18 protein-coding genes are annotated in these 19,978 nt (G+C 43.6%); 9 read left to right on the forward strand and 9 right to left on the reverse strand.

All coding sequences use genetic code 11. The features are described from left to right. The first annotated feature begins 150 nt into the window (after positions 1-150). From H6F77_RS00720 to H6F77_RS27680, 3 genes are all read left to right on the forward strand, one after another. Complete coding sequence (locus tag H6F77_RS00720) at positions 151-315, forward strand: hypothetical protein (protein WP_190484317.1); 165 nt, start codon at positions 151-153, stop codon at positions 313-315. 407 nt (positions 316-722) lie between these two features. Beyond that, a complete protein-coding gene (locus H6F77_RS00725) occupies positions 723-2,633 on the forward strand; it encodes a methyl-accepting chemotaxis protein (protein ID WP_309228778.1) in 1,911 nt (636 codons plus the stop codon). A 183-nt stretch (positions 2,634-2,816) separates the two neighbouring features. Next, positions 2,817-3,230: a hypothetical protein gene (locus tag H6F77_RS27680; protein ID WP_242021804.1), complete on the forward strand. Its 414-nt coding sequence runs from the start codon at positions 2,817-2,819 to the stop codon at positions 3,228-3,230. 129 nt (positions 3,231-3,359) lie between these two features. On the opposite strand, the gene ilvC is transcribed toward H6F77_RS27680, so the two are convergent. The 3 genes from ilvC to H6F77_RS00745 form a co-directional block, all read right to left on the reverse strand. After that, a complete protein-coding gene (ilvC, locus tag H6F77_RS00735; RefSeq protein WP_255515676.1) occupies positions 3,360-4,376 on the reverse strand; it encodes a ketol-acid reductoisomerase in 1,017 nt (338 codons plus the stop codon). 74 nt (positions 4,377-4,450) lie between these two features. Next, complete coding sequence (locus tag H6F77_RS00740) at positions 4,451-5,137, reverse strand: hypothetical protein (protein ID WP_190484591.1); 687 nt, start codon at positions 5,135-5,137, stop codon at positions 4,451-4,453. A 24-nt stretch (positions 5,138-5,161) separates the two neighbouring features. Further along, positions 5,162-5,938, reverse strand: a complete 777-nt coding sequence (locus H6F77_RS00745; RefSeq protein WP_190484325.1) for a hypothetical protein — start codon at positions 5,936-5,938, stop codon at positions 5,162-5,164. A gap of 218 nt (positions 5,939-6,156) precedes the next feature. Here H6F77_RS00745 and H6F77_RS00750 point away from each other — a divergent pair, with 218 nt between their 5' ends. Then, a complete protein-coding gene (locus H6F77_RS00750; RefSeq protein ID WP_190484328.1) occupies positions 6,157-7,116 on the forward strand; it encodes a DUF4349 domain-containing protein in 960 nt (319 codons plus the stop codon). 36 nt (positions 7,117-7,152) lie between these two features. On the opposite strand, the gene H6F77_RS00755 is transcribed toward H6F77_RS00750, so the two are convergent. Continuing rightward, entirely contained in the window at positions 7,153-7,689 is a 537-nt protein-coding gene (locus H6F77_RS00755) for a pentapeptide repeat-containing protein (protein ID WP_190484330.1), read from the reverse strand. Between the two features lie 251 nt (positions 7,690-7,940). On the opposite strand from H6F77_RS00755, the gene H6F77_RS00760 reads away from it, so the two are divergent. After that, complete coding sequence (locus H6F77_RS00760; RefSeq protein WP_190484574.1) at positions 7,941-9,494, forward strand: SagB/ThcOx family dehydrogenase; 1,554 nt, start codon at positions 7,941-7,943, stop codon at positions 9,492-9,494. Positions 9,495-9,812: 318 nt separating this feature from the next. Beyond that, entirely contained in the window at positions 9,813-10,631 is an 819-nt protein-coding gene (locus H6F77_RS00765) for a ribonuclease III domain-containing protein (protein ID WP_190484332.1), read from the forward strand. Between the two features lie 120 nt (positions 10,632-10,751). Here H6F77_RS00765 and H6F77_RS00770 read toward each other — a convergent pair whose 3' ends face one another. Beyond that, entirely contained in the window at positions 10,752-12,356 is a 1,605-nt protein-coding gene (locus H6F77_RS00770) for an alkaline phosphatase D family protein (RefSeq protein WP_190484334.1), read from the reverse strand. 338 nt (positions 12,357-12,694) lie between these two features. Here H6F77_RS00770 and H6F77_RS00775 point away from each other — a divergent pair, with 338 nt between their 5' ends. Continuing rightward, a complete protein-coding gene (locus tag H6F77_RS00775; RefSeq protein ID WP_190484337.1) occupies positions 12,695-13,060 on the forward strand; it encodes a response regulator transcription factor in 366 nt (121 codons plus the stop codon). An 11-nt stretch (positions 13,061-13,071) separates the two neighbouring features. Here H6F77_RS00775 and H6F77_RS00780 read toward each other — a convergent pair whose 3' ends face one another. Beyond that, positions 13,072-13,695, reverse strand: a complete 624-nt coding sequence (locus tag H6F77_RS00780) for a class I SAM-dependent methyltransferase (protein WP_190484340.1) — start codon at positions 13,693-13,695, stop codon at positions 13,072-13,074. A gap of 174 nt (positions 13,696-13,869) precedes the next feature. Further along, the gene (gene mnmE / locus H6F77_RS00785; RefSeq protein WP_190484343.1) at positions 13,870-15,255 is read right to left on the reverse strand and encodes a tRNA uridine-5-carboxymethylaminomethyl(34) synthesis GTPase MnmE; all 1,386 of its coding nucleotides are present in this window, start codon (positions 15,253-15,255) and stop codon (positions 13,870-13,872) included. 84 nt (positions 15,256-15,339) lie between these two features. Here mnmE and H6F77_RS00790 point away from each other — a divergent pair, with 84 nt between their 5' ends. Together H6F77_RS00790 and H6F77_RS00795 are read left to right on the forward strand one after the other, a co-directional pair. Next, positions 15,340-16,326 carry a mechanosensitive ion channel family protein gene (locus H6F77_RS00790; RefSeq protein WP_190484345.1) on the forward strand — a complete coding sequence of 329 codons (987 nt, stop codon included), beginning with the start codon at positions 15,340-15,342 and terminating at the stop codon, positions 16,324-16,326. A 49-nt stretch (positions 16,327-16,375) separates the two neighbouring features. Then, on the forward strand, positions 16,376-17,410 hold the full coding sequence (locus tag H6F77_RS00795; RefSeq protein ID WP_242021805.1) for a mechanosensitive ion channel family protein: 1,035 nt from the start codon (positions 16,376-16,378) through the stop codon (positions 17,408-17,410). A 69-nt stretch (positions 17,411-17,479) separates the two neighbouring features. On the opposite strand, the gene dndE is transcribed toward H6F77_RS00795, so the two are convergent. Together dndE and dndD are read right to left on the reverse strand one after the other, a co-directional pair. Continuing rightward, on the reverse strand, positions 17,480-17,884 hold the full coding sequence (gene dndE, locus H6F77_RS00800; RefSeq protein ID WP_190484351.1) for a DNA sulfur modification protein DndE: 405 nt from the start codon (positions 17,882-17,884) through the stop codon (positions 17,480-17,482). Positions 17,885-17,908: 24 nt separating this feature from the next. Continuing rightward, complete coding sequence (gene dndD, locus H6F77_RS00805; RefSeq protein WP_190484354.1) at positions 17,909-19,888, reverse strand: DNA sulfur modification protein DndD; 1,980 nt, start codon at positions 19,886-19,888, stop codon at positions 17,909-17,911. Positions 19,889-19,978: the final 90 nt, after the last annotated feature.

Genomic DNA, 19,978 nt, shown 5'->3' on the forward strand with positions numbered 1-19,978 from the left:
GTTGCTGTGGAAGAAATTCTTGCCCAACTTAGCCAAACAGTAATTGCTTCGGTGACGGGATGGGATTTTATTCTGGAAGCTTTATCTGTATCAGGAATTTAGTGAAATGGTATTAATAGTCCCACCATCAACGCACAATTGCTCAATCGCATGCGCCCCAATCGGATCGGCAAACGGCTGAAGATGCAGCAAGTGCTGTTGGGTTTTGGCAGAAATACGAATGCCCCTCAGCTACTCGATATGTCCGTTGTGCTTGTTCATAGGACACACTTGCACTTAAACGCACACAATCGTTCTCTAGATGTTGACTCCTAAATTTGCTCAGTGACGGGCAACTCGATTTCTTCGAGCGTTTTCATTGCTTGTGCCTCGCTGTGGTCATATAAAATTTAAGCGCTCGCTTTGAGGTGGGCTTGGAGACTTTGTGCTTTATCAACAGTCCTAGCGGCAGTTGCTATAACTTAATACTTATATCCTTACCGCTCTCGCCTTACCTCCCAAAGGTGAAACGCTCCCGTAATAGGTTTCTTTGCAAGTTGGATGATCCCTTGCTACTTGCGGGTGGAGTTCGGGGCGAGGCGAGTATGATTTTGGTTTTCTGCAACTATACTTTAGTTTGATACATAGGTTGGCATATGTTTAACAAAAAAAATATTACTGACAAATATTCACATTTTAAACCAACAGGATCTATTACGCGGAAAACACTTTCCCAGATCGGAGTGAGTGTTACTATCGTGGTTGCTTTTGCTACGACAATAAATTATTTTCAGCTACTTTCAACCTTGAAAACTCAGAAATTAGAGCAACTAAAAGAGTATGTAATCGAACGGGTTGAAAGAGAAAAATTTATTTTTGCTCTTGCAGCAGACAATGAAGCAATCCTCAACCAAGAAATTATCCGAAAATATCAACAAAGGAGCAACGTAGATCCAAAAGTTCAATTCGACAATTTATTTGCTAGATCAACAGATGGAGTCATTCGCAATCGACCCGAAAGATTTGATGGTAAACGGCAAGCCGGGGTGTATATTGGCAAGTCATTAACTATTACTGCTGATATTCGCCGTCGCGTACTCGATTTGAAAGCTTTGTTAGAATCTTACGGGCCTGCATGGCGCAACCGTTTTCAAGATCTCTACGTTATGACTCCTGAGAACATCATAGTTATCTATTGGCCTGAAATTCCTAACTGGGTTCAGGATGCACCTGCTAATCTTTATATTCCTAAAGAAGAATATTACTTTGTTGCCGATCGCGAACACAATCCAGCTAGAAAAACTGTTTGGGCTGGTCTTTATTATGAGGAAATTAGTAAAGTCTGGATGGTGTCGTGTCTAACGCCTGTAGATATAAATGGCAGGGAAATTGCAATTATTGGCCAAGATGTGATGCTCAATGACTTGATGCAACGAACAGTTAATGACCATATTCAAGGTGGATATAACCTGATCTTTCGGGGAGATGGTCGCTTGATAGCCCACCCCAAGTTAATGGATAAAATTCTGAAACAAAAGGGGAAATTTAATATAGTTAATTCTGATGACACCCCCCTAAAAAATATTTTCCAATTAGTAAAAAATGCGCCAAATGGTAAAGTCATCATTGATAACATCAATGATGAAGAGTATTTAGCGGTAAGAAAAATTCCAGGCCCAGATTGGTATTTTGTAACAGTTTTTCCCAAGTCTTTATTGACAAAACAAGCAAGGGATTTAGCTGTATCCAATTTGTTGATGGGTATTGGCGTACTCTTAACATTGGTAGCAGTGGTATTTGTGGTTTTAAACAAGCAAGTTGCTGCACCCTTAAGACAACTGATAAATGCAACTAACCAAATTGCTGGAGGAAATTATAATATTTCTGTTGAAGATAGCAGGCAAGACGAACTAGGCTGCCTTGCTCGATCGTTTAACATCATGGCTTCTGAGATAGCAACCAGAAGTAAAGAATTGCAGAACGCACTTGAGCAACAGGCGATTTTAGTGCAACAAGTCACCACCACACTTGAGCAACAGGCGATTTCAGTGCAGCAAGTCACCACCACAATGGATGAATTAAGTGCCTCTTCTGGTATTTCAGCAGAGCAAGCTAAAGCTGCTGCTGCTGGAGCTAAACAGGTATTGTTTTTGATAGAGGGCGATACAGATAATTCAGCTATGAAGGGGAAGTCTAGCCTGAGAGAAAAAGTTGGGCAACTAGCTCAAGAAATATTACGTTTAAGTGACCAAACCAGTCAAATTGGTACGATTTCAACACTGGTTAGCGATCTGGCTAATCAAACGAATATGCTAGCCCTTAATGCTGCTGTTGAGGCAGTTCGGGCTGGTGAACATGGAAAAGGCTTTAATGTTATAGCCACTGAGATTCGCAAACTGGCAGATCAAAGTAAAACATCAGCACAACGGATTAATGCTTTGGTTCGCGATATTCAGAGCGCTACTAATTCTACAGTAATGGTTACGGAGGAAAGTAAAAAGAACGTTGAAAGTGTTGTAAATGCTGTTCACAAAATTACTTTAAACTCTCAACAGATTTCGCTGAATGCTAACCAGCAAGCTATTGCTATTGGGCAGGTAGTGGCGGCGATGAACAACCTCAACGAAGTGGCAGCACAATATAGGAAAAAATAGCTGTTGGCAGAATTAGGGGTTAAGAGGATATCAGGTTAGCTCGCCAATTAGCCCGTTGAGGTAGGCAAAGGGAAGCGCTAGCACTTGAGGGACCTTTTCCGCGATCGCTTGCGTTCGTCAGATGCGAACTCCTAAATTTGTTGATGATGGTCAACTAGATTTCTTCGAGCCTTTGGATTGCTTGTGGCTCGCTTGGAGCATATAGAATTTGAGCGATCGCTTCTAGATCGGCTTGCAGGCTTTATGCTCAATCGGCAGTCCTTGCAGCAGTTGTTGCTTTCGGCTTGCGTCCCAAAGGTGACATACTCCCTATTGCTGGGGACAATATTAGTAGTCAATCAATACACTTATCCCGATTTAGCTATGCGTGCCAAAACATTTTTTACGCTTTGCTTTATTCTGTTTCTGATCTTTGTCTTTATCGGCGATAAAGTTCTACCCAAACCCCTCAGTACCGCCAGCCTGCAAACCCGCACTACGATGAATAACTTCTTATTGGGCTTGTTTCCCACCAAGAGTAAGACAAAAGACCTTACTCAGGAAAGGGAAAAAAAGCTAGAGCAACAACTAGAGCAAAGCGGCAGCAAGAAGAAGTGATATCAGGTCATTGAAAATGGGGCATTGGGAAGAAGGAAATTGGGGTATGGGTATTAGGAATAGGGAAGAGGAAAGAAATCCATTCTACTCTTCCCTATTACCAATTACCCATTACCAATTCACTAATAACTAAACCTTCTTCAGCCAGCTGAACATGGCGCGTAAATCCTTACCAACTTCCTCAATGGGATGTTCTGCTTCCTGACGGCGCATTGCTGTGAATCCTGGTTTGCCAGATTGGTTTTCTAACACAAATTCACGGGCAAATTGACCTGATTGAATTTCCGTGAGGATTTTACGCATTTCAGCGCGGGTTTGGTCGTTTACGATGCGGGGGCCGCGAGTATAATCTCCATATTCGGCAGTATTGGAGATACTGTCGCGCATTTTGGCCAAGCCTCCCTCAACAACCAAGTCAACAATTAGTTTGACTTCATGGAGACATTCAAAATAGGCTAATTCTGGCTGATAACCAGCGGCGACGAGGGTTTCAAATCCAGCTTTAATTAAGGCACTCAAGCCACCGCACAACACTACTTGTTCGCCGAATAAATCTGTTTCTGTTTCTTCGCGGAAGCTGGTTTCTAGGATACCAGCTCTCGTGCCGCCGATACCTTTAGCGTAGGCCATAGCGCGATCGCGTGCCTGTCCAGACGCATCCTGATAAACGGCAAACAGCGCAGGAACGCCTTCCCCCTGTTCGTAAGTCCGCCGCACCAAATGCCCTGGCCCCTTGGGTGCAACCATCACCACATCTACATTAGCAGGGGGGACTACCTGACCAAAGTGAATGTTGAAGCCGTGAGCAAAAGCTATTACCTTGCCATCGGTCAAATTCGGCTCAATTTCGTTTTTATAGACAGTTTTCTGCACCTCATCTGGCAGCAGTATCATAATGAAGTCAGCCGCCTTAGCTGCGTCAGCCACATTATGCACCTTTAAACCAGCGCCTTCTGCTTTCTGGGCTGACTTACTGCCGGGATACAGCCCGACAATGACGTTAAGGCCACTATCTTTGAGGTTGAGGGCGTGGGCGTGACCTTGAGAACCATAGCCGATGATGGCTACTGTTTTTCCGGCTAATAAATCTAAATTGGCGTCGTTATCGTAATACATCCGAGCCATAAATGCGTCTCCTTCCAGCAAGCGTCGCGATATTCTGCAAACTTTTTATATTACCCCAAAACCCCTGCAAGACTCTAGCTGTTTAAACTCTATTGCTATCTCAAAGCAGTCCAATATCCCAATCCCAGTCCTAAGCCGCAAGTTGCAGCCAAAATTAGGAAGGTGTGGAACTTAGTGAAAGATTGTTTTAGTTTTGCGCCTGCGATCGCGCTTGGTACAACAAAAGCGGCAGCTAGAATCACTTGCGCTATAACATACACTAAAAATCCACCAAATATAAGAAATTTTTGCTCTTTTATAGTTATATTGATTCCCCAATACAAATAAAGTGCAGTAAAGATGATGATGCTGGCAAAAACAGGTGCGATCGCCAAGATTTTTTTATAATTTCCTTCCTGCTGTCGCCAAGGTCGTGTAACTGCTACGCATACGACTCCGCCAAGCTTAGAAAAAACCAAAATAGCAATTACTTTAATAATCTGATTAATACCTAGCCACTCATTTATTATGGAGGAGCCAGTTTGTTGCAAATAATACATGGCTATGCAAGTATCTGCCACAGCTAAAATAAGTATTAGCCACCAAAACGACATCAAAATAAAAGAACTTTTAGGTCTGGCGTTAGTACCGTAAAAAGCCGCTATTAAGCCAACTGGTAGTAGTAAAAAGTTTGGTACAGACGCAAATTTGACTAAAATAAAACTAAATAGTGTATAACTAAAAAATAATAATATTAGCCAAATGTTGGGAAATTGCGTAGGGCGATCGCTTGGTGCTGGCATATGATAAAACTCCTTGGCTAATCTCTATGGATAGATTAAATTTAGCAACCATCCCCCTCCCAATCCTAATCCTGAAATTACAGCCAAAATCAGAAAGGTGTGGAACTTAGTAAAAGATTGCTTTAGCTTTGCCCCAGCCCTTGCAGCTGATACAACAATTGGGGCAACTACAAGCACCTGCACTATGCTGTAGATGAAAGCCAAAGCAGTTGCAGTAACAGCTACCAAAGTTAACTGTCTAATAGCAGTAGAGGAAAACAACGTAGCTTGATAAAGTTCGGGAAAAAGATGCCAATGCCAAGAAGCGGCTGCTGCTGTAGGTATAGCAACTAAAAAAGGAATAACCCAAACTAAAAGCCGTATAGGTTGGGAGGTAAGCTTTGATAATTTAGAATAAATTACCCTAGTTATAGGAAAAAATACAATCATAAAAAACTTAACCACAACTAATATTGCTAAGCCGATAATAACAGGCGCGAGATCGAATAATATAGAACCAGTACTAGGGCGGGGCCAACGTAGAGGCTTGCTGTAATATAAAATAGTTGAAGCAACAAAAACTTCTACTAAAGATTCTAAAAACAACAGCCACCAAATTGTGTAAAAGCTGAAAGACCATTTAGGTTTAGCTAAAATACTGTAAAAGCCTGTGGCTATGGCAATTAAAAAATACCAATAAGGAGCGATAGCTAGTATTTTTCCTACTACCGCATAGCTCGCCCATAGCACTATAAACCAAATCCAAGGTATCCTTCGGAACGGTTTGCGAAATTGCGAATCTCGATCGCTGGTTGATGGCATAGTTTCTTTGTTTTGGACAGCTAGTAGCTGTTTAATTCCCAGATTGTTTTAAATTTAGCCCTACATTAGGTAGGGAACGCAGCTTGTTACATTTCCTCCAGCCAAAGCCTGAAATTAGCCTCTGAGCGATCGCATTTGTTGCCGATTGTGCAACAACAAGCGCATCCCCTTTCCTCTGAGACATACTAGCAATTAACTAAAACTACTGGGGCTATGCGATGAACGGCTCTGATCGTGCAAAATTCAAACCATCTTTATTTTTAACTGCTGTACTGGGAAGCCTAGTTTTGGTAAGTTGTTCCTCTTCTTCTCAGCAAGCTGAACCCGAACAGCAGATGGAGGCAGCACCTCAACTTAATGCAGCGCCAATGGCAAGTCCTGCAATGCGGCCACCTATAGTAGCCGCGATGCGAAGCGCACAACTGGAGGCATCAGATGCAGCAGTTGCTCAAGTGCCTAAACAGCGCCCCCAATTGATTAAAAACGCAGAACTATCTCTTAGTGTCGCGTCGATTGATAAGCTGGTTCCAACAGTATTGCAAATCGTCAAACAAAAACAAGGGGATTTGTTTAGGTTTGAAGATAATAAACCTGAAGATAACACCACGCGACACACCGCATCTATGGAAATCAAGGTTCCTCAACAAGAATTGGAACCTACTCTCGATAAGTTAGCAAAATTAGGAACCGTACAGCGTCGCACTCTAACTGCTGAAGATGTAACCGATCAGATTGTTGATAGCGATGCGCGTCTGCGAAACTTGCGGAAGCAGGAAACAACTTTACTCAAAATTATGGAGCGTTCCGGGTCGGTTAGAGATGTCCTCAGCGTAGCTCAAGAACTCAGCAACGTGCGGCAGAATATCGAGCAGATTGATGCTCAGTTGAAAAGCTTAAAAAATCGAGTGGCTTACTCTACTATTAACCTCACAATGGAAGAAGCGATCGCTCTTGCACCCACTGGGCAGCCTGTTGGCGTACAGGTTCAGGACACTTGGAACCAAGCTAGCGACTCGGTTGGCAAATTCACTGTCAATTTAATTCGTTTGAGCGTTGCGTTACTTGTCTGGAGTCCGTATTTACTACTTTTGGCAGGTGCAGCCTATGGCTTTAATCGTATTAGAAAGCAAAAATTCCGCTCTTTGCCTCCACAATCTCAACCACCCAAGGAACATTAATTGGTAAATTTCCCCATCTACTGTGCCTCTCTGCACTTAGCGATTATCCCAGCGGTGTCCGTCTGGATAAATTGTAGTGCGATCGCACTCAGCCGACGATAAATTAATCTTCTGTGCGCCAAACAAGTTCGCACCCTTTAGATTGGCACGCTCTAGATTAGCTTTATCCAAAATAGCCTTACTCAAATCAACATCGCTCAAATTCGCTTCAGTCAGATTTGCATTATATAAGTTGGCTCCCTGCAAATTAGCACCAGCTAAATTAGCTCCGCGCAAATCAGCATTACGCAGATTCGCTCTAAACAAATTTGCTTTCTCAAGGTTCGCGCTCGACAAGTTAGCCTGGTAAAGTTGGGCATCGCTCAATTCTGCTGACTGAAGTTGGCACGAGCGCAAATTCCCCGCACTAAGATTGGCGTAAGGCAGGTAAGTTTGCCTCAAATTGCCGCCGCTAAAGTTAATTTCCCGCAAATTGGCAGCAAACAAATATGCCTGGGTAATATCAACTGCGCTAAAGTCTCTTTTACCGCTAGCGTATTCAGCTAGTAATTCCTCCGCGCTTAACTTCTGCATTTTGGCCTACGTTTCTGGAAGCTTCCACTGCCGCTAGTCTGACTTGAGTATTTATGCTTACCTACTTTTAAAATGTAAGGCTTTGTAGCGTCAGGCACACTTGCTATAATCCTTTTTTAAGATTTGTAACTATAAGGGTGGGTTTTCTGGAGAGATTATCGATTTTCTCACACGGATATCTGCGATCGCCCGCCCCTATAGGACAGGTAATGTCAAAATCGATATCGAAGCTAGTGCCTATTGAGACTTATATGCCAGAACTGCAATTATCGATTGCCCAGCACTACCACGAACGGACGAAATATGACCCCCAAACTATAGTGGCTAAAAGTCAGGGTTTGGACTTCAGCCGTCAGCCAGTGCCTTTCAAGGAATACAAAGTAGGGGCTACCTTTGACATGAAGCCCTACATGAGAGAGAACCCAGAAGCGGTTGCCTACGAACAGGAGGAATTTTGGTGGCGGCGGCTATCACGGCTGCTGTCGTGCAGCTATGGGCTGACAGCACGGGTGCCGACGATGGGAATGCCGATGTATCTTAGAACAGCACCTTCTGCGGGTGGACTATATCCGGCTGAGGTATATTTGATTTCGCGCGGTACGCCGTTATTGCCTTCGGGCTTGTATAACTATCAGCCTCATACTCATACCCTAATTCATTTTTGGGATAGCGACCTTTGGGCAACTTTGCAAGCCGCCTGTTTTGGTCATTTAGCTTTAGAAAATACATCTTTGGCGCTACTGACAACAGCTATTTTTTATCGATCTGCTTGGCGTTATCAAGATCGCGCTTATCGGCGGATTTTTCTAGATACGGGGCATTTGCTGGGCAATATTGAATTAGCCTGTGCAATGAGCAAATATCGCCCTCATTTAATTGGTGGCTTTGTGGATGAGGCGGTTAACCAAATGCTTTTTGTCGATCCAGAGCAGGAAGGCACCATTAGTGTAATTCCCCTAGAAGATTTGTTAGATAGTAATCTCAACAAATCGGTGGGTACAACTGCTTTGCCCTCGGCGACACAGACAGATTATCCCCGCATCCCCGATGGTGAACTGCTGAATTACTTCCACAAAGCAACGCAGATTCACACATCCAATCAGCCGCCAGCTGCGGGAGTGTTGGAGGGAGAAACATCTCTTGATGATAAATACAATTTTCCTTTCTGTTTAAAGGTTTCGACTGCTACTGCACCAATTCTTTGGGGAGAAATTCTTACAGGAGCTTCTGAAAAACCTTTAGAAGCCTTAGAAGGCACAATTCTCCAGCGACGATCCACGAGGGCTTACACTGGTGCAAATCTAACATTCGATGAACTCAAGGCTTTGCTTGATTTCACATATCAACCCCAGCATTATACCCACCAAGGTTTGGATGGTTCGCCAGATTATTTTGACCTAAGTTTAATTGAAACTTTTATCGCCGTATCGGGGGTAGATGGGCTGGAGGAGGGGTGCTACTATTACGCACCGAAAGCTCAAGAGTTGCGACAAATTCGGTTTAAGAACTTCCGACAGGAGTTGCATTATTTGTGTTTGGGACAAGAATTGGGGCGAGATGCGGCGGCGGTGCTGTTCCATACGGCTGATTTGAAGACTGCGGTGACGAAGTATGGCGATCGCGCTTACCGCTATCTTCACATGGATGCGGGTCATCTGGGGCAAAGGCTTAATTTAGCTGCTATTGGCTTGGGGTTGGGTGTTAGCGGTATTGGTGGCTTTTTTGACGATCAAGTAAATGAGGTTTTGGGCATTCCTGCTGATGAGGCGGTTCTTTATATTACGACGCTGGGGCGCCCTCGATGAGTTTTGAGTTTTGAATTTTGAATTAGAAGCACAAATTTAACTCAAGATTCATAACTCACCACTTAAATAAAGTTATTTAGTTTGAGCCTATTCGGGATGCGGGTAGTTGGGAAAACACCATTTTACAAAGAAAAGATTTATCTAAACGATCTTAGTTATACCAATTTACTAAAAGCTTGCTACGCATCCTGTTTTTGTAGAGACTAGCGATCGCTGTCTCTATAAGTTAAGTTGTAGCCGAATTAAAAAAAGCAGTATTAACCTTTGACTAAAAATAGTTAGTCGAGAATGGTTGAGCCGCAATTTCAGGGTAAAAATATGATATGGAATTCTGACAAAATCGAAGATAAAATTGGCTTTAGCTTTAGGGATAAAAATCTGTTACGTTTAGCTCTAAGCCATCGTTCTTATGCTAAACAATCTGATAACCCAAACCAGCATAATGAGCGGTTGGAATTTCTGGGCGACGCTATTATTGATGTGGTTGTTGCTGATTATCTTTATGAGAATTGTCGTTATTTGGAGGTAGCGAAAGTTTTACGCTTGCGAGATAAAGTTGTAGGCGATCGCATGCTTGTTACTTTTGCTCATCAGCTCGATCTAAAAGAGTTTATGTTGCTGGGACGCTCAGAAGAATCTAACGATTTCCGCAATGCGTCTAAGAATGTTCTGGGTGACGCATTCGAGGCGCTAGCCGGAGCGATTTATCTGGATGGGGGTTTTGAACGGGCGCGTAATTGGTTGGTTAAAAAATTCATTAATCCGCTACTGGCACGCGATCTGAAGAATTTTAAGGCTCGCCCGTCACCAAGTATGCATCTGCAATTTTTAGGCGATATTATTCTTAAGGCTGTTGTTAGCGATTTCGTTTATTCTCAGCTACCCGCTGCGGATGAAGGTAAGCTTTCAAAGGTAAGGGAGCAGTTTGTATCTTCTCCTAGTTTGGCTGAATTTCAGTCGGAAATTACACCCGAAGATTTGAATTTGGTTGGGTGGGATAGTGATAAGCTGTCCGGCTTATCTTTTAAGGCGTTTTTGGCTGAAATTTACCTAGCGCTGGAGTTTGAAGAAACTTGTAATTGGTGGCGCGATCGCTTACCGACGCCGACGCGCGATCGCAGTTTGAGAAATTTATAAATCAGGTTGTGGGGATGGCTATTTTGGGTTAAGCGTGGTGGCGATCGCAAGTTTGGTTGTGGAACTTATAAGCCCTGGTTTTCAACACGCTTCGTTTCCTCAATACCAATCCAAAATCCTCTAAGTTTCTGGCGGCAAATCCACGCTGTAGATAATTTTACCTTCTAGGTTGTGCAAGGCTACTGTCATTAATTGAGTTGAACTATCAATTTTAACAGTGCCAAAGTACTGCATACCTGCTGAAGGAGGCTGGTTGCTTTTCATTCCTGGCGTTGCAGTTTGAAACTTCACTTGTGGCCCAAAGGTATTATCGAGTGAATTCGGCCCATAATTTCCAGCATGGAGCGGCCCTGCGACAAATTCCCAGAAAGGTTTAAAATCGGTAAACTGTGCTTTGCCAGGATCGTAAAAGTGGGCGGCGGAGTAATGCACGTCAGCGGTCAGCCAGACAAGGTTGCGGATGTTGTTTTGTTTGATAAAGCGCAACAAATCGGCAATTTCGAGTTCTCGTCCCAAGGCTGGCCCATCTCCATTGGAAGCATTTTCATAGGCGGTTTTTCCATCCCGAATCACCAGTCCAAGCGGCATATCGCTGGCAATTATTTTCCAAGTTGCCTTAGAAGCGAGTAACTTATTTTTTAGCCACCGCACTTGCATACTGCCCAAAAAAGCTGTTTCTTCGCTTGCCACTGTCTGGCGATTGGCGGTGTTTGGCCCCCGGTAGCTGCGCTCGTCGAGCATAAAAACTTCCAAGCTAGGGCCATATTGATAGGAGCGGTAAATCCGTTCTGGATCGTTGGCATCAAAGCGAATTGGGGTGTACTCAAGGAATGCTCTTTTCGCTCTGGCCGCAAGAAGATCGCAGCTTTTGACTATTTTGTAGTTGGGATCGTCATCGGAGAGCATCTGACCGGGCGACCAGTTGTTCCTCGTCTCGTGGTCGTCCCACTGTACTAACTGCGGTACTTGGGCGTTGAAGCGCCGCACGTTTTCGTCTAGCAGGTTATAGGTGTAGTTACCCCGAAATTCGGCTAATGTTTCGGCTACTTTTGATTTTTCTGGTGTGGTGATGTTTTTCCAAATGCTGCCATCGTCCAGTTTGACTTCAGCTTTGATGGGGTTATCGGCGTAAATATAATCGCCGGAGTGGATGAAGAAGTCTGGATTTAGCCGTCGCATTGCTTCGTATATTTTCATACCGCCCCATTCTGGATTGATCCCCCACCCTTGTCCGGCTGTGTCTCCTGACCAAGCAAAGAATATATCTCGGCTGCGTTCTGGTGCGGTGCGGAAGGTACCGAGGTAGGGGGCGCTGTAAGTGTTTGTATAAGCGAGATCCTGAAAGATAACGCGGTAATATATTTGCTGTCCTGGGGGCAGATCGGAAAGGTAAATCCGTGCTGTAAAGTCGCTGTTTTCCAGGGCTGCTGGGCCAACTACACGCTGTATGTCGCGGAAAGCTTCGCTTGTGGAATATTCTACGATCGCGCGTGCGGGGCGATCGCTACGACTCCAAATTACTGCACCCGTATTTGTGATATCGCCGCTGGCAACTCCATAGGGTATTGCTGGACGCATCTTGTCTGATGTGACAATACCTGGAGTTACAGCTTTTGCTAGTAATGATTTGGACGCTATTTCTGTGGCAATGAGTCCGCCCCCAGTCAAGGCAGATCCCAGCAAAAACTGACGACGGTTAACGCGCTGTGAAAATTTTCGTTGCATAAGTTTAAAAACACTAGGTTTCACCGCAGCCTAGATCTTAAATTGATTAAGGGGATGTTTTGGGCAAGTTTGTTTCTGCACCAATATAGCTTTCTCGACAGCGATGGTGTCAATAGATAAAAATTAATAAAAATATAGGCAGAGTTGACAATAGATTGCGCCAAAACCAGGTAGCTAACAAATTAGGTTTATGTCAACTGGGATTTTGCGGATATTTTTGATATGGTGATAAGAAACCGCTCGGATGTGGGTAAGCTCCATTTAACGTAGAGCAATTCCCATCGGGATAAACTATCCTTTGCCCTTAACATTTAAACCCAGTAATTAGGTAGGGAGTTATGACTACGGTTCTGGTTGTGGAAGACAGTCAAACGCAGAGGGAGATGATCTCAAACCTCCTGCGTGGCAGTGGGCTAATTGTTAGTGTGGCTTGTGATGGTGTGGAAGCCCTAGAGCAAATTGAGGGTAATTGTCCCGATTTAGTGGTTCTGGACATCATTATGCCCAGGATGAACGGTTACGAAGTCTGCCGCAAGCTCCGCTCTGACTCCAAAACCCAGAAGGTAGCCGTAGTTATGTGTTCGGCGAAGAAAGAGGAATTCGATCGCTACTGGGGTATTAAACAAGGTGCAGATGCGTATATTGCTAAACCCTTTGAGCCTCACGAGCTAATCGGAACCGTTAAGCAATTGCTGCGGGGGTAGCCGTCTGTGAACTATTTTTCGTTTTCACTATATCTAAGTTTATAAAATCTTGCCCGCACGCGGTTATATATAATCTCGTCGAGGCAAATCCATCCCCATTCTTCTCTTAAGTGAGGACGCTTGTTAGGTGTAAATATCGCCATAGAGTGTGTAATTAGGCTCAGTTGGTAGAGGAGTATGGGGAGACGTGACTCGGCTACTAAATGCATAGCAAAGCTACAAATGATTAAACTATAATTCCTGCCGCAGAGTTGTCCTGCTGCAATGTCCTCGAAGGTGTAGGCTTCAGCTTGCTTTCCCGTCCGTTTCAAATATGCGTTGTAGGTGTATGGATCTATGCCATCAATGTTGACGCATCCCAACTTTTGCAAGGCTATTGTGATTTCGCCGCTTCCACACGCTAAATCTAATACTTTGTCTAAATTTAGTTTCCAATTTTCGACAGCTAGTTGCAAAATTTGCCCAATTTCCTGTTCGTGTGGGTTGCTATATTCGTCCCCAAATTTTTCATAAAAACCTTGGACGCTATGTTCTTCGTATCCTTTTCTTATGGAGCGATCGCTAGCCCATAACTCTGATTTTGTTGGTGTAAGTCTGCTATTAGGTATACGCTGATGTACCGATATTTTTTTCATTTGACGGGATCTATATTAGTTTTTAATGCATTAATGATGTCTATCTAGTGTATTATTTAAATAATAGGAATATTTTGACTTGTTGATGAACGCCAATATTTTCCTTATTAGATTAGTTTAATAGTATATTTATTTATGCAAATAAGTATACCAAAAAAAGCCGCGCCGCAACAGCTATTTACCAATGCAAAATTGACTAAAAATTCGGTCGAGTACTGACTCTGTAAGTTCTTCCCCGGTGATTTCTCCTAGTGCTTGAATTGCACCGCGCAAGTCAATTGTCCAGAAGTCGAGGGGGAGTTGATTGGTAATTGTAGCGATGACTTGATCGAGAGAACCTTTAGCGCGGGTTAAGGCGGCTGCTTGTCGCTGATTAATTGCTAAATCGAGATCGGCTGCGGTGAGTTTTCCAGCGCGGGCGGTATCTAGAATAGCTTGTTCTAAGGCATCGATGCCTTGATTTATGGCTGCGGCTGTGCGTACAACGCTGTTAATATTATCGGGTAGCGACAATTGATGAATTTCCCCCACAAGATCGATTTTGTTGATGACGAGGATCAGCGGGCGATGCTGCACTTGTTCGTAGATTTCGCGATCGCCTGATGTCCAACCAGCTTCGGCGTCGATAGTTAATAGAACTAGATCTGCGGCTTGGGCGGCACTGCGCGATCGCTCTACTCCTATTTTCTCTACTCTGTCTTCTGTTTCGCGAATTCCGGCGGTATCGAGAACGAGTATGGGAATTCCGCCTACAACTAGCTGCGATTCTACTACGTCGCGGGTGGTTCCGGGCAAGTCGGTAACGATCGCGCGATCGCTCTTACTCCACGCATTTAATAAGCTGGATTTGCCCACATTCGGGCGCCCGACGATTGCAACTTTTAACCCAGTTCTTAATAGTTCTCCTTGAGCAGATGTTGACAGTATTTTTGTTGTTTCTGCCAATACATCCTCAATTTGAGCTATTATAAATTTTTCATTTAAGGGGGGCAAATCTTCTTCAAAATCAATTCTCGCTTCGATTTCTGCGAGAATATTTAAACAGCTAGCGCGTAGCTGACGAATAGGTTGCGCTAACTTACCTTGCAATCCTGCTAAAGCAGCTTGTGCGGCGGCGGGAGATTTTGCACCCACCAAGTCAGAAATACTCTCAGCTTGGGTTAAATCGAGACGCCCGTTGAGGAAAGCGCGGAGGGTAAATTCGCCGGGTTGAGCTAGTCTAGCGCCGGATTCGAGGCAAAGCTGCAATACTTGTTGCACCGCCATGATACCGCCGTGACAGTGGAATTCTACAACATCTTCGCGGGTATAAGAGCGTGGGGCTTGCATGATTAGCAAGAGGGCTTCATCAACAAGTTGTTGAGTTTGGGGATGGCGGATGTAGCCGTAAAGAATGCGGTGACTTTCCCATTTTTGATGCCCTGGAGAGTGGAAGAGAGTACGAGCGATCGCTATTGCTTCTAATCCGGATAATCGCACAATGCCAACGCTACCTTGTTGCGGCACAATAGCGGTAGCGATCGCGGCTATAGTTCCTCCCTGTACGAACATTTTAGACATCTTTGGATTTTATATTTTGGATTAGTTTGCCCACCAATTAGCTAGCATTTTGCTACAGTATCAGTTGATCGAGTGGAGCTTACAATGGGTGATTCCTTTCTGGCGCGTGTAATTTCTCCCCAAGTAGAGTCAGCATATCAGAAAGTCGTTAAGCCTTACGAGGGATTGCTCGGGGTTGTGGTTGGGCTGGCTGCAATTGACGCTGCCATACACTTAATTACTGTAGATCGACGTTCTAATATTATAGAAATTCCAGTTAGTTTAGGGCTGGCGATCGCGGCTAGCTGGCTAGGCTCCCGTTGGTTCAAACAAATTTTTGATATCTATATTTTAGATGCTGCGATCAACAGCGGACGCAAACTCAACAGCGAATTTCTGATTCTCGCTAAATTGCTGGCAAATTTACTCATTGTTGTCCTCGCGATCGTTATCTTCGCGGAAACTCATAAAATTAACATTTTTGGATTAGTAGCCAGCTTAGGAATTGGGGGTTTAGCAGTAGCCTTTGCGGCTCAAAAAACCTTAGAACAATTATTAGGCGGAATTGTTATTTATCTAGATCGTCCCTTTGTGGTCGATGACTATATCGGCTTGCCAGACGGAACCTTTGGCAGAGTCGAGTCAATCGGCTTGCGTTCTACCAAAATTCGTACTTCTGGTAAAGGAACGCTGGTAATAGTACCCAATAGTTCCCTTACCCAAGTGAACATTGAGAATTTTACCGGAGCGGGAAAAGTAATGGCTCTAATTTATTTAAATTTTTACCAGAAAATCCAGGACGAAGAACGCGCTTTAATTCGTCAAGTCATACTCGACAGTACGGAGGACATTTTTGGCATAGACTCCCGCAATACAGATGTTACGTTTAGAGATTTTACCAATAGTTTAGGAAGTAAAACCCAAGCCCAAGTTACCTTTTTTATACTGAGTTCTAGCGAAGTCTCGATGGAATTGCGCCGTCAACTCCTAAATCTCGCCAGTGAGAATATTAAAGATAAGCTGAAGGAGTATGGTATTGCCTTCAATATTGAAGAACCAACTATTTATGTGGATTCCCCCATTACTATCTAGTATACAAATTGCGGATATTCCTAAACCAGCCATATTTATACTATTTGTAATGCTGTCTGTTCTGCTTGGTAGATATACTCCAAGTGTGGCTAGATTAGTTATCCTCCGCTTGGCAAAAGAGCAGGTGACAAGTATTTATGAAAACCTGATTGAGCCAATAAAAAATCTGTTTAGAGTCGCGGGGACGTTAATCCTCATATCTCTTTGTTTAACGTGGCTTGAAGAATACGAATTTTTATATAAACTAATCAAGCCTTTTATAGATTTAGCTGTAGTTATTAGCGTATCTTGGCTAGTTTCGCGATTATTTAGACTATTTTTACGCGAGTATGGAGTCGATCTATTAGGGAAGTTTGGGCGGGAATTTAACGAACTGATCCTTGTATTCGAGACTCTGGCTAATATTGTAATCGGGTTTATCGCGATTTTGGCTTTTGCCCAGAGCCAGCAATTTAATTTGATTGGATTGATGACAAGTTTGGGAATTGGCGGTTTAGCTGTGGCGTTTGCTGCTCAAAAGACTTTAGAACAGCTTTTGGGTACGATCGTATTGTATTTAGATCGCCCTTTTGTTCCTGGAGATTATATCCGTCTGCCTTCAATTGGTAACGTGCCTGGAGGTTTATTTGGGCGCGTTGAGTCTATTGGGTTGCGCTCTACTAAGATCCGCACTGCGGCTAAAAGTACGTTGTATATTGTGCCTAATTCCACGTTGGCGAATATGGAAATTGAGAACGTGACGATGGGTAAGAAGGTGATGGTGTTGCTGTATTTGGATTTTAGTAAGCTGTTGGAAGAACGCGATCGCGCTTTGGTTGAGCAAGTCATCAATGAAAGTACAGAGTCACTTTTTGGTATAGATCCAGGCAGTACAAATATAAAGCTAACTAGCAATTTAGATAAGCAAACAACGAGAGCCAGAGTAACGTTTTTTATATTGGGTTCTAGCGAAAATTCTATTCAACTCCGAAAGCATTTGTTGGAATTAGCTAATGAAAAAATTTCTAAGCAGTTAATGGATTATGGAATAGAATTTATCATGCAGGAACCCACCATCTATGTTGAATCACCCGTCACTCTTTAATGTAGTAAAGTGAGCAAATTGCCCTTTTTGCTACTAAAGAAGCAGGTGGAGGTTAGGTTTTTTATCGATTTATTTAGCGGTGACTGTTGGTTCGCGCACGGCAATTTCAATCAAATCCTCAATCTTTTTGATATTAGGATCTCCAGCTAAATAACCAATGCCCCGATGTAAGTGTAGCCGAAATTGTAAGGCAAGAGTTTCGCGATCGGTACCGAAGCCATCATTGTGACAGCGTTGCTTCAAAGCTAATAGCAAAATATCCGATATATCTCCACCAAAAACGCGCCAACTCATCTCTACATTACTATCAGCAGGGATGGGCACTGGCGAGGGTGTAGTTGGTTCTGCCAGCGAACGACAAAACGCCCAGCGACATAAAATATTCCACTGCTCAATTTTGGTGATGCGCTTGAGCTTTGTTAGCTGCTCTTTGGCAGTTTGCGAGAGTTTAATGCGATCGATTGGTGATTCCATACACAAAGAAGTAAAGATATTGTATTACCAGAAGTATCCGGGCTGTACTGTTGTCTGGCGATCGCTAGTGTCATACTTGAGCAGATATTCCCGCGCGATCGCTTCATTATCCCGCAATTTATCCACTTCCTTTTTCCCTATTTCGGTATCTGTAGAAAGTAATATTACCTGATGGCTGGCAGAGGGAAAATATCGTTCTACTAAGTTAGCCCGGTGTGACGAATCCAAACGCCCTAATGGTGTATCGATGGCTATGGGCAATTTGCGCCCAGATACGCGGGCTAATCCCCAGAGAAACGCGATCGCTAGCAGTTGTTTCTCTCCAGCAGATAATCTGTGTTTCGGAACTGGTTTCCCTTCATTATCGTAGAGCGAAAGGCTGAATGTTTTGGCATCAATTATCACCCGATGGACTAAATCGGATTTGTGCAGGAGATATAAGAAAAATTCTGTGACGACTGACTCTAGTTGGTTGAGTTTGCGGAGTGTCAATCGCTCTCGGAATAGCTTAATTGTCGCTTGAACTTTTGCCGTCGCGGCGATAATATGCTCGTCATTTTGGCGGGCGATATTGCGATCGCTAAACTGTTCTAATTCTTTTTTAGCGTTAGCGATCGCATTAGCTAATCCATCACATTTACGCTTCGCTGTGTCGTAGGCAGTTTGAGCGTAGGCTAAGTCCAACCGCGACTGGTTAAGCGATTCTTCTAATTTCTCATAAACTTCGGGTGACGGTGCCGCCGCTAGTTGTCTCTCCGTAGAGATAATATCTTCTTCTAAGTTTTTTAAATTTGCCAGTTTTTCTTGTGCAGCTCGTTTCTGAGATGACAGTTGTTGGTTCAGGATAATAGACAGTTGATTCAAGCTTTCTACATCAGCCAATAACCAAGATTCATGGGAAGAAGCTTCTTGCTCTAGCTGTTGATTTTCCTCTTCTAGAAAGGATTCAATTTTGGCAATTTGTTCAGAGTGAATATCGAGATGAGCGATGCAATTTAGGAGACGTTTATCTCGATCTACCAATAAATCTCGCGCAATTTTTGCTTGTTGACAACGAGCCTCATTTTGTCCTTGGGTGAGAGTTTCACTTAACAGCGGTTCGATTAAAGTTAGGGGTAAAGCACTGGCACCTATTTCGCTAATCGACTGGCGTTGTGCTGCGGTATCTGCATTTAGCTGCCAAAGTTTTTTTTCTAGTTGGCTGCGTTCCGCTGCAATTTTGCCACCTTCTGACAGGAACTTTTCCTGCGCTTGATGGTGCTGTTCATGAGCAAATTTTAATTTACTACCTGAGTTTTCTAGCTGCTCTCTGGCGAGATTGCTTTCCTCTTGTAGCTGCTTTTGCTTTTGTTCAAGCGCTTCTATACTAAGGAGTTCTTTAGCATCAGCGATCGCTTTTCGTTTGCGGTTGACTAAAATATCCAAATCATAAGATAGACGTTCTGCTAATTCCAACCCTAAAAGCGATTCAATAGCGTTGACTACGACGGCTGGCGGTACATCCTGTTCTGCTAATTCTTTAACCTGTTCCCCATCAAATAGGAACAAGTTAGAAATTCCCAAAGGTAGCATATTTTCGATATGTTCATCCCATGTTTTAGTCAAGACGTCATTCGGCCAATTATCCACCATAACGCCTAAAAGATCTTTGCCGTCTTTAGGGTATTTATTCCAATACCGGACAATACGAAATTCTACAGCCACATCGTTGAGTATATTTTCAAAAGCCAGCTCGATGCGTGTATCCTCAGTTGGTGGGGTGTGTTTGTTAATCGATTGAATGAGGAACTCTCCATAACCTAAATTGCCCCTAGTAGAACACTGGGCGCGATGTCCGTAAAGTGCTAGGCGTATGGCATCTATTAAAGTAGTTTTGCCGCCACCATTCATCCCGCCAAATAGAATAATCGGTCGCGGATTATCATCAATTTGAGGAGTAAGATTGATTACTTGATGCCCGCGATAGGGGCCAAAATTTTGCAGTACAAGTTCGCGAAAAATCATGTTAATTTTTTATATCACTTCACAGATGCCCTGGCGAATCTAATTTGCGGCTGAACAAATGAAGTCCGCCTGCGCGGACTTCATTTTAAA

The organism is Microcoleus sp. FACHB-831 (assembly GCF_014695585.1).
In the GTDB taxonomy this organism is placed as follows: Bacteria; Cyanobacteriota; Cyanobacteriia; order Cyanobacteriales; family FACHB-T130; genus FACHB-831.

What these genes read in the sequence shown, in the direction of transcription:
- dndE (WP_190484351.1), bottom strand. Translation starts at nt 17,884, where the DNA reads ATGGAATCACCAATCGATCGCATTAAACTCTCGCAAACTGCCAAAGAG.
- H6F77_RS00750 (WP_190484328.1), top strand. Translation starts at nt 6,157, where the DNA reads ATGAACGGCTCTGATCGTGCAAAATTCAAACCATCTTTATTTTTAACT.
- mnmE (WP_190484343.1), bottom strand. Translation starts at nt 15,255, where the DNA reads ATGTCTAAAATGTTCGTACAGGGAGGAACTATAGCCGCGATCGCTACC.
- H6F77_RS00795 (WP_242021805.1), top strand. Translation starts at nt 16,376, where the DNA reads ATGCTGTCTGTTCTGCTTGGTAGATATACTCCAAGTGTGGCTAGATTA.
- H6F77_RS00755 (WP_190484330.1), bottom strand. Translation starts at nt 7,689, where the DNA reads ATGCAGAAGTTAAGCGCGGAGGAATTACTAGCTGAATACGCTAGCGGT.
- H6F77_RS00745 (WP_190484325.1), bottom strand. Translation starts at nt 5,938, where the DNA reads ATGCCATCAACCAGCGATCGAGATTCGCAATTTCGCAAACCGTTCCGA.
- dndD (WP_190484354.1), bottom strand. Translation starts at nt 19,888, where the DNA reads ATGATTTTTCGCGAACTTGTACTGCAAAATTTTGGCCCCTATCGCGGG.
- H6F77_RS00760 (WP_190484574.1), top strand. Translation starts at nt 7,941, where the DNA reads ATGCCAGAACTGCAATTATCGATTGCCCAGCACTACCACGAACGGACG.
- H6F77_RS00780 (WP_190484340.1), bottom strand. Translation starts at nt 13,695, where the DNA reads ATGAAAAAAATATCGGTACATCAGCGTATACCTAATAGCAGACTTACA.
- H6F77_RS00765 (WP_190484332.1), top strand. Translation starts at nt 9,813, where the DNA reads ATGATATGGAATTCTGACAAAATCGAAGATAAAATTGGCTTTAGCTTT.
- H6F77_RS00775 (WP_190484337.1), top strand. Translation starts at nt 12,695, where the DNA reads ATGACTACGGTTCTGGTTGTGGAAGACAGTCAAACGCAGAGGGAGATG.
- H6F77_RS00740 (WP_190484591.1), bottom strand. Translation starts at nt 5,137, where the DNA reads ATGCCAGCACCAAGCGATCGCCCTACGCAATTTCCCAACATTTGGCTA.
- H6F77_RS00770 (WP_190484334.1), bottom strand. Translation starts at nt 12,356, where the DNA reads ATGCAACGAAAATTTTCACAGCGCGTTAACCGTCGTCAGTTTTTGCTG.
- H6F77_RS00790 (WP_190484345.1), top strand. Translation starts at nt 15,340, where the DNA reads ATGGGTGATTCCTTTCTGGCGCGTGTAATTTCTCCCCAAGTAGAGTCA.
- H6F77_RS00720 (WP_190484317.1), top strand. Translation starts at nt 151, where the DNA reads ATGCGCCCCAATCGGATCGGCAAACGGCTGAAGATGCAGCAAGTGCTG.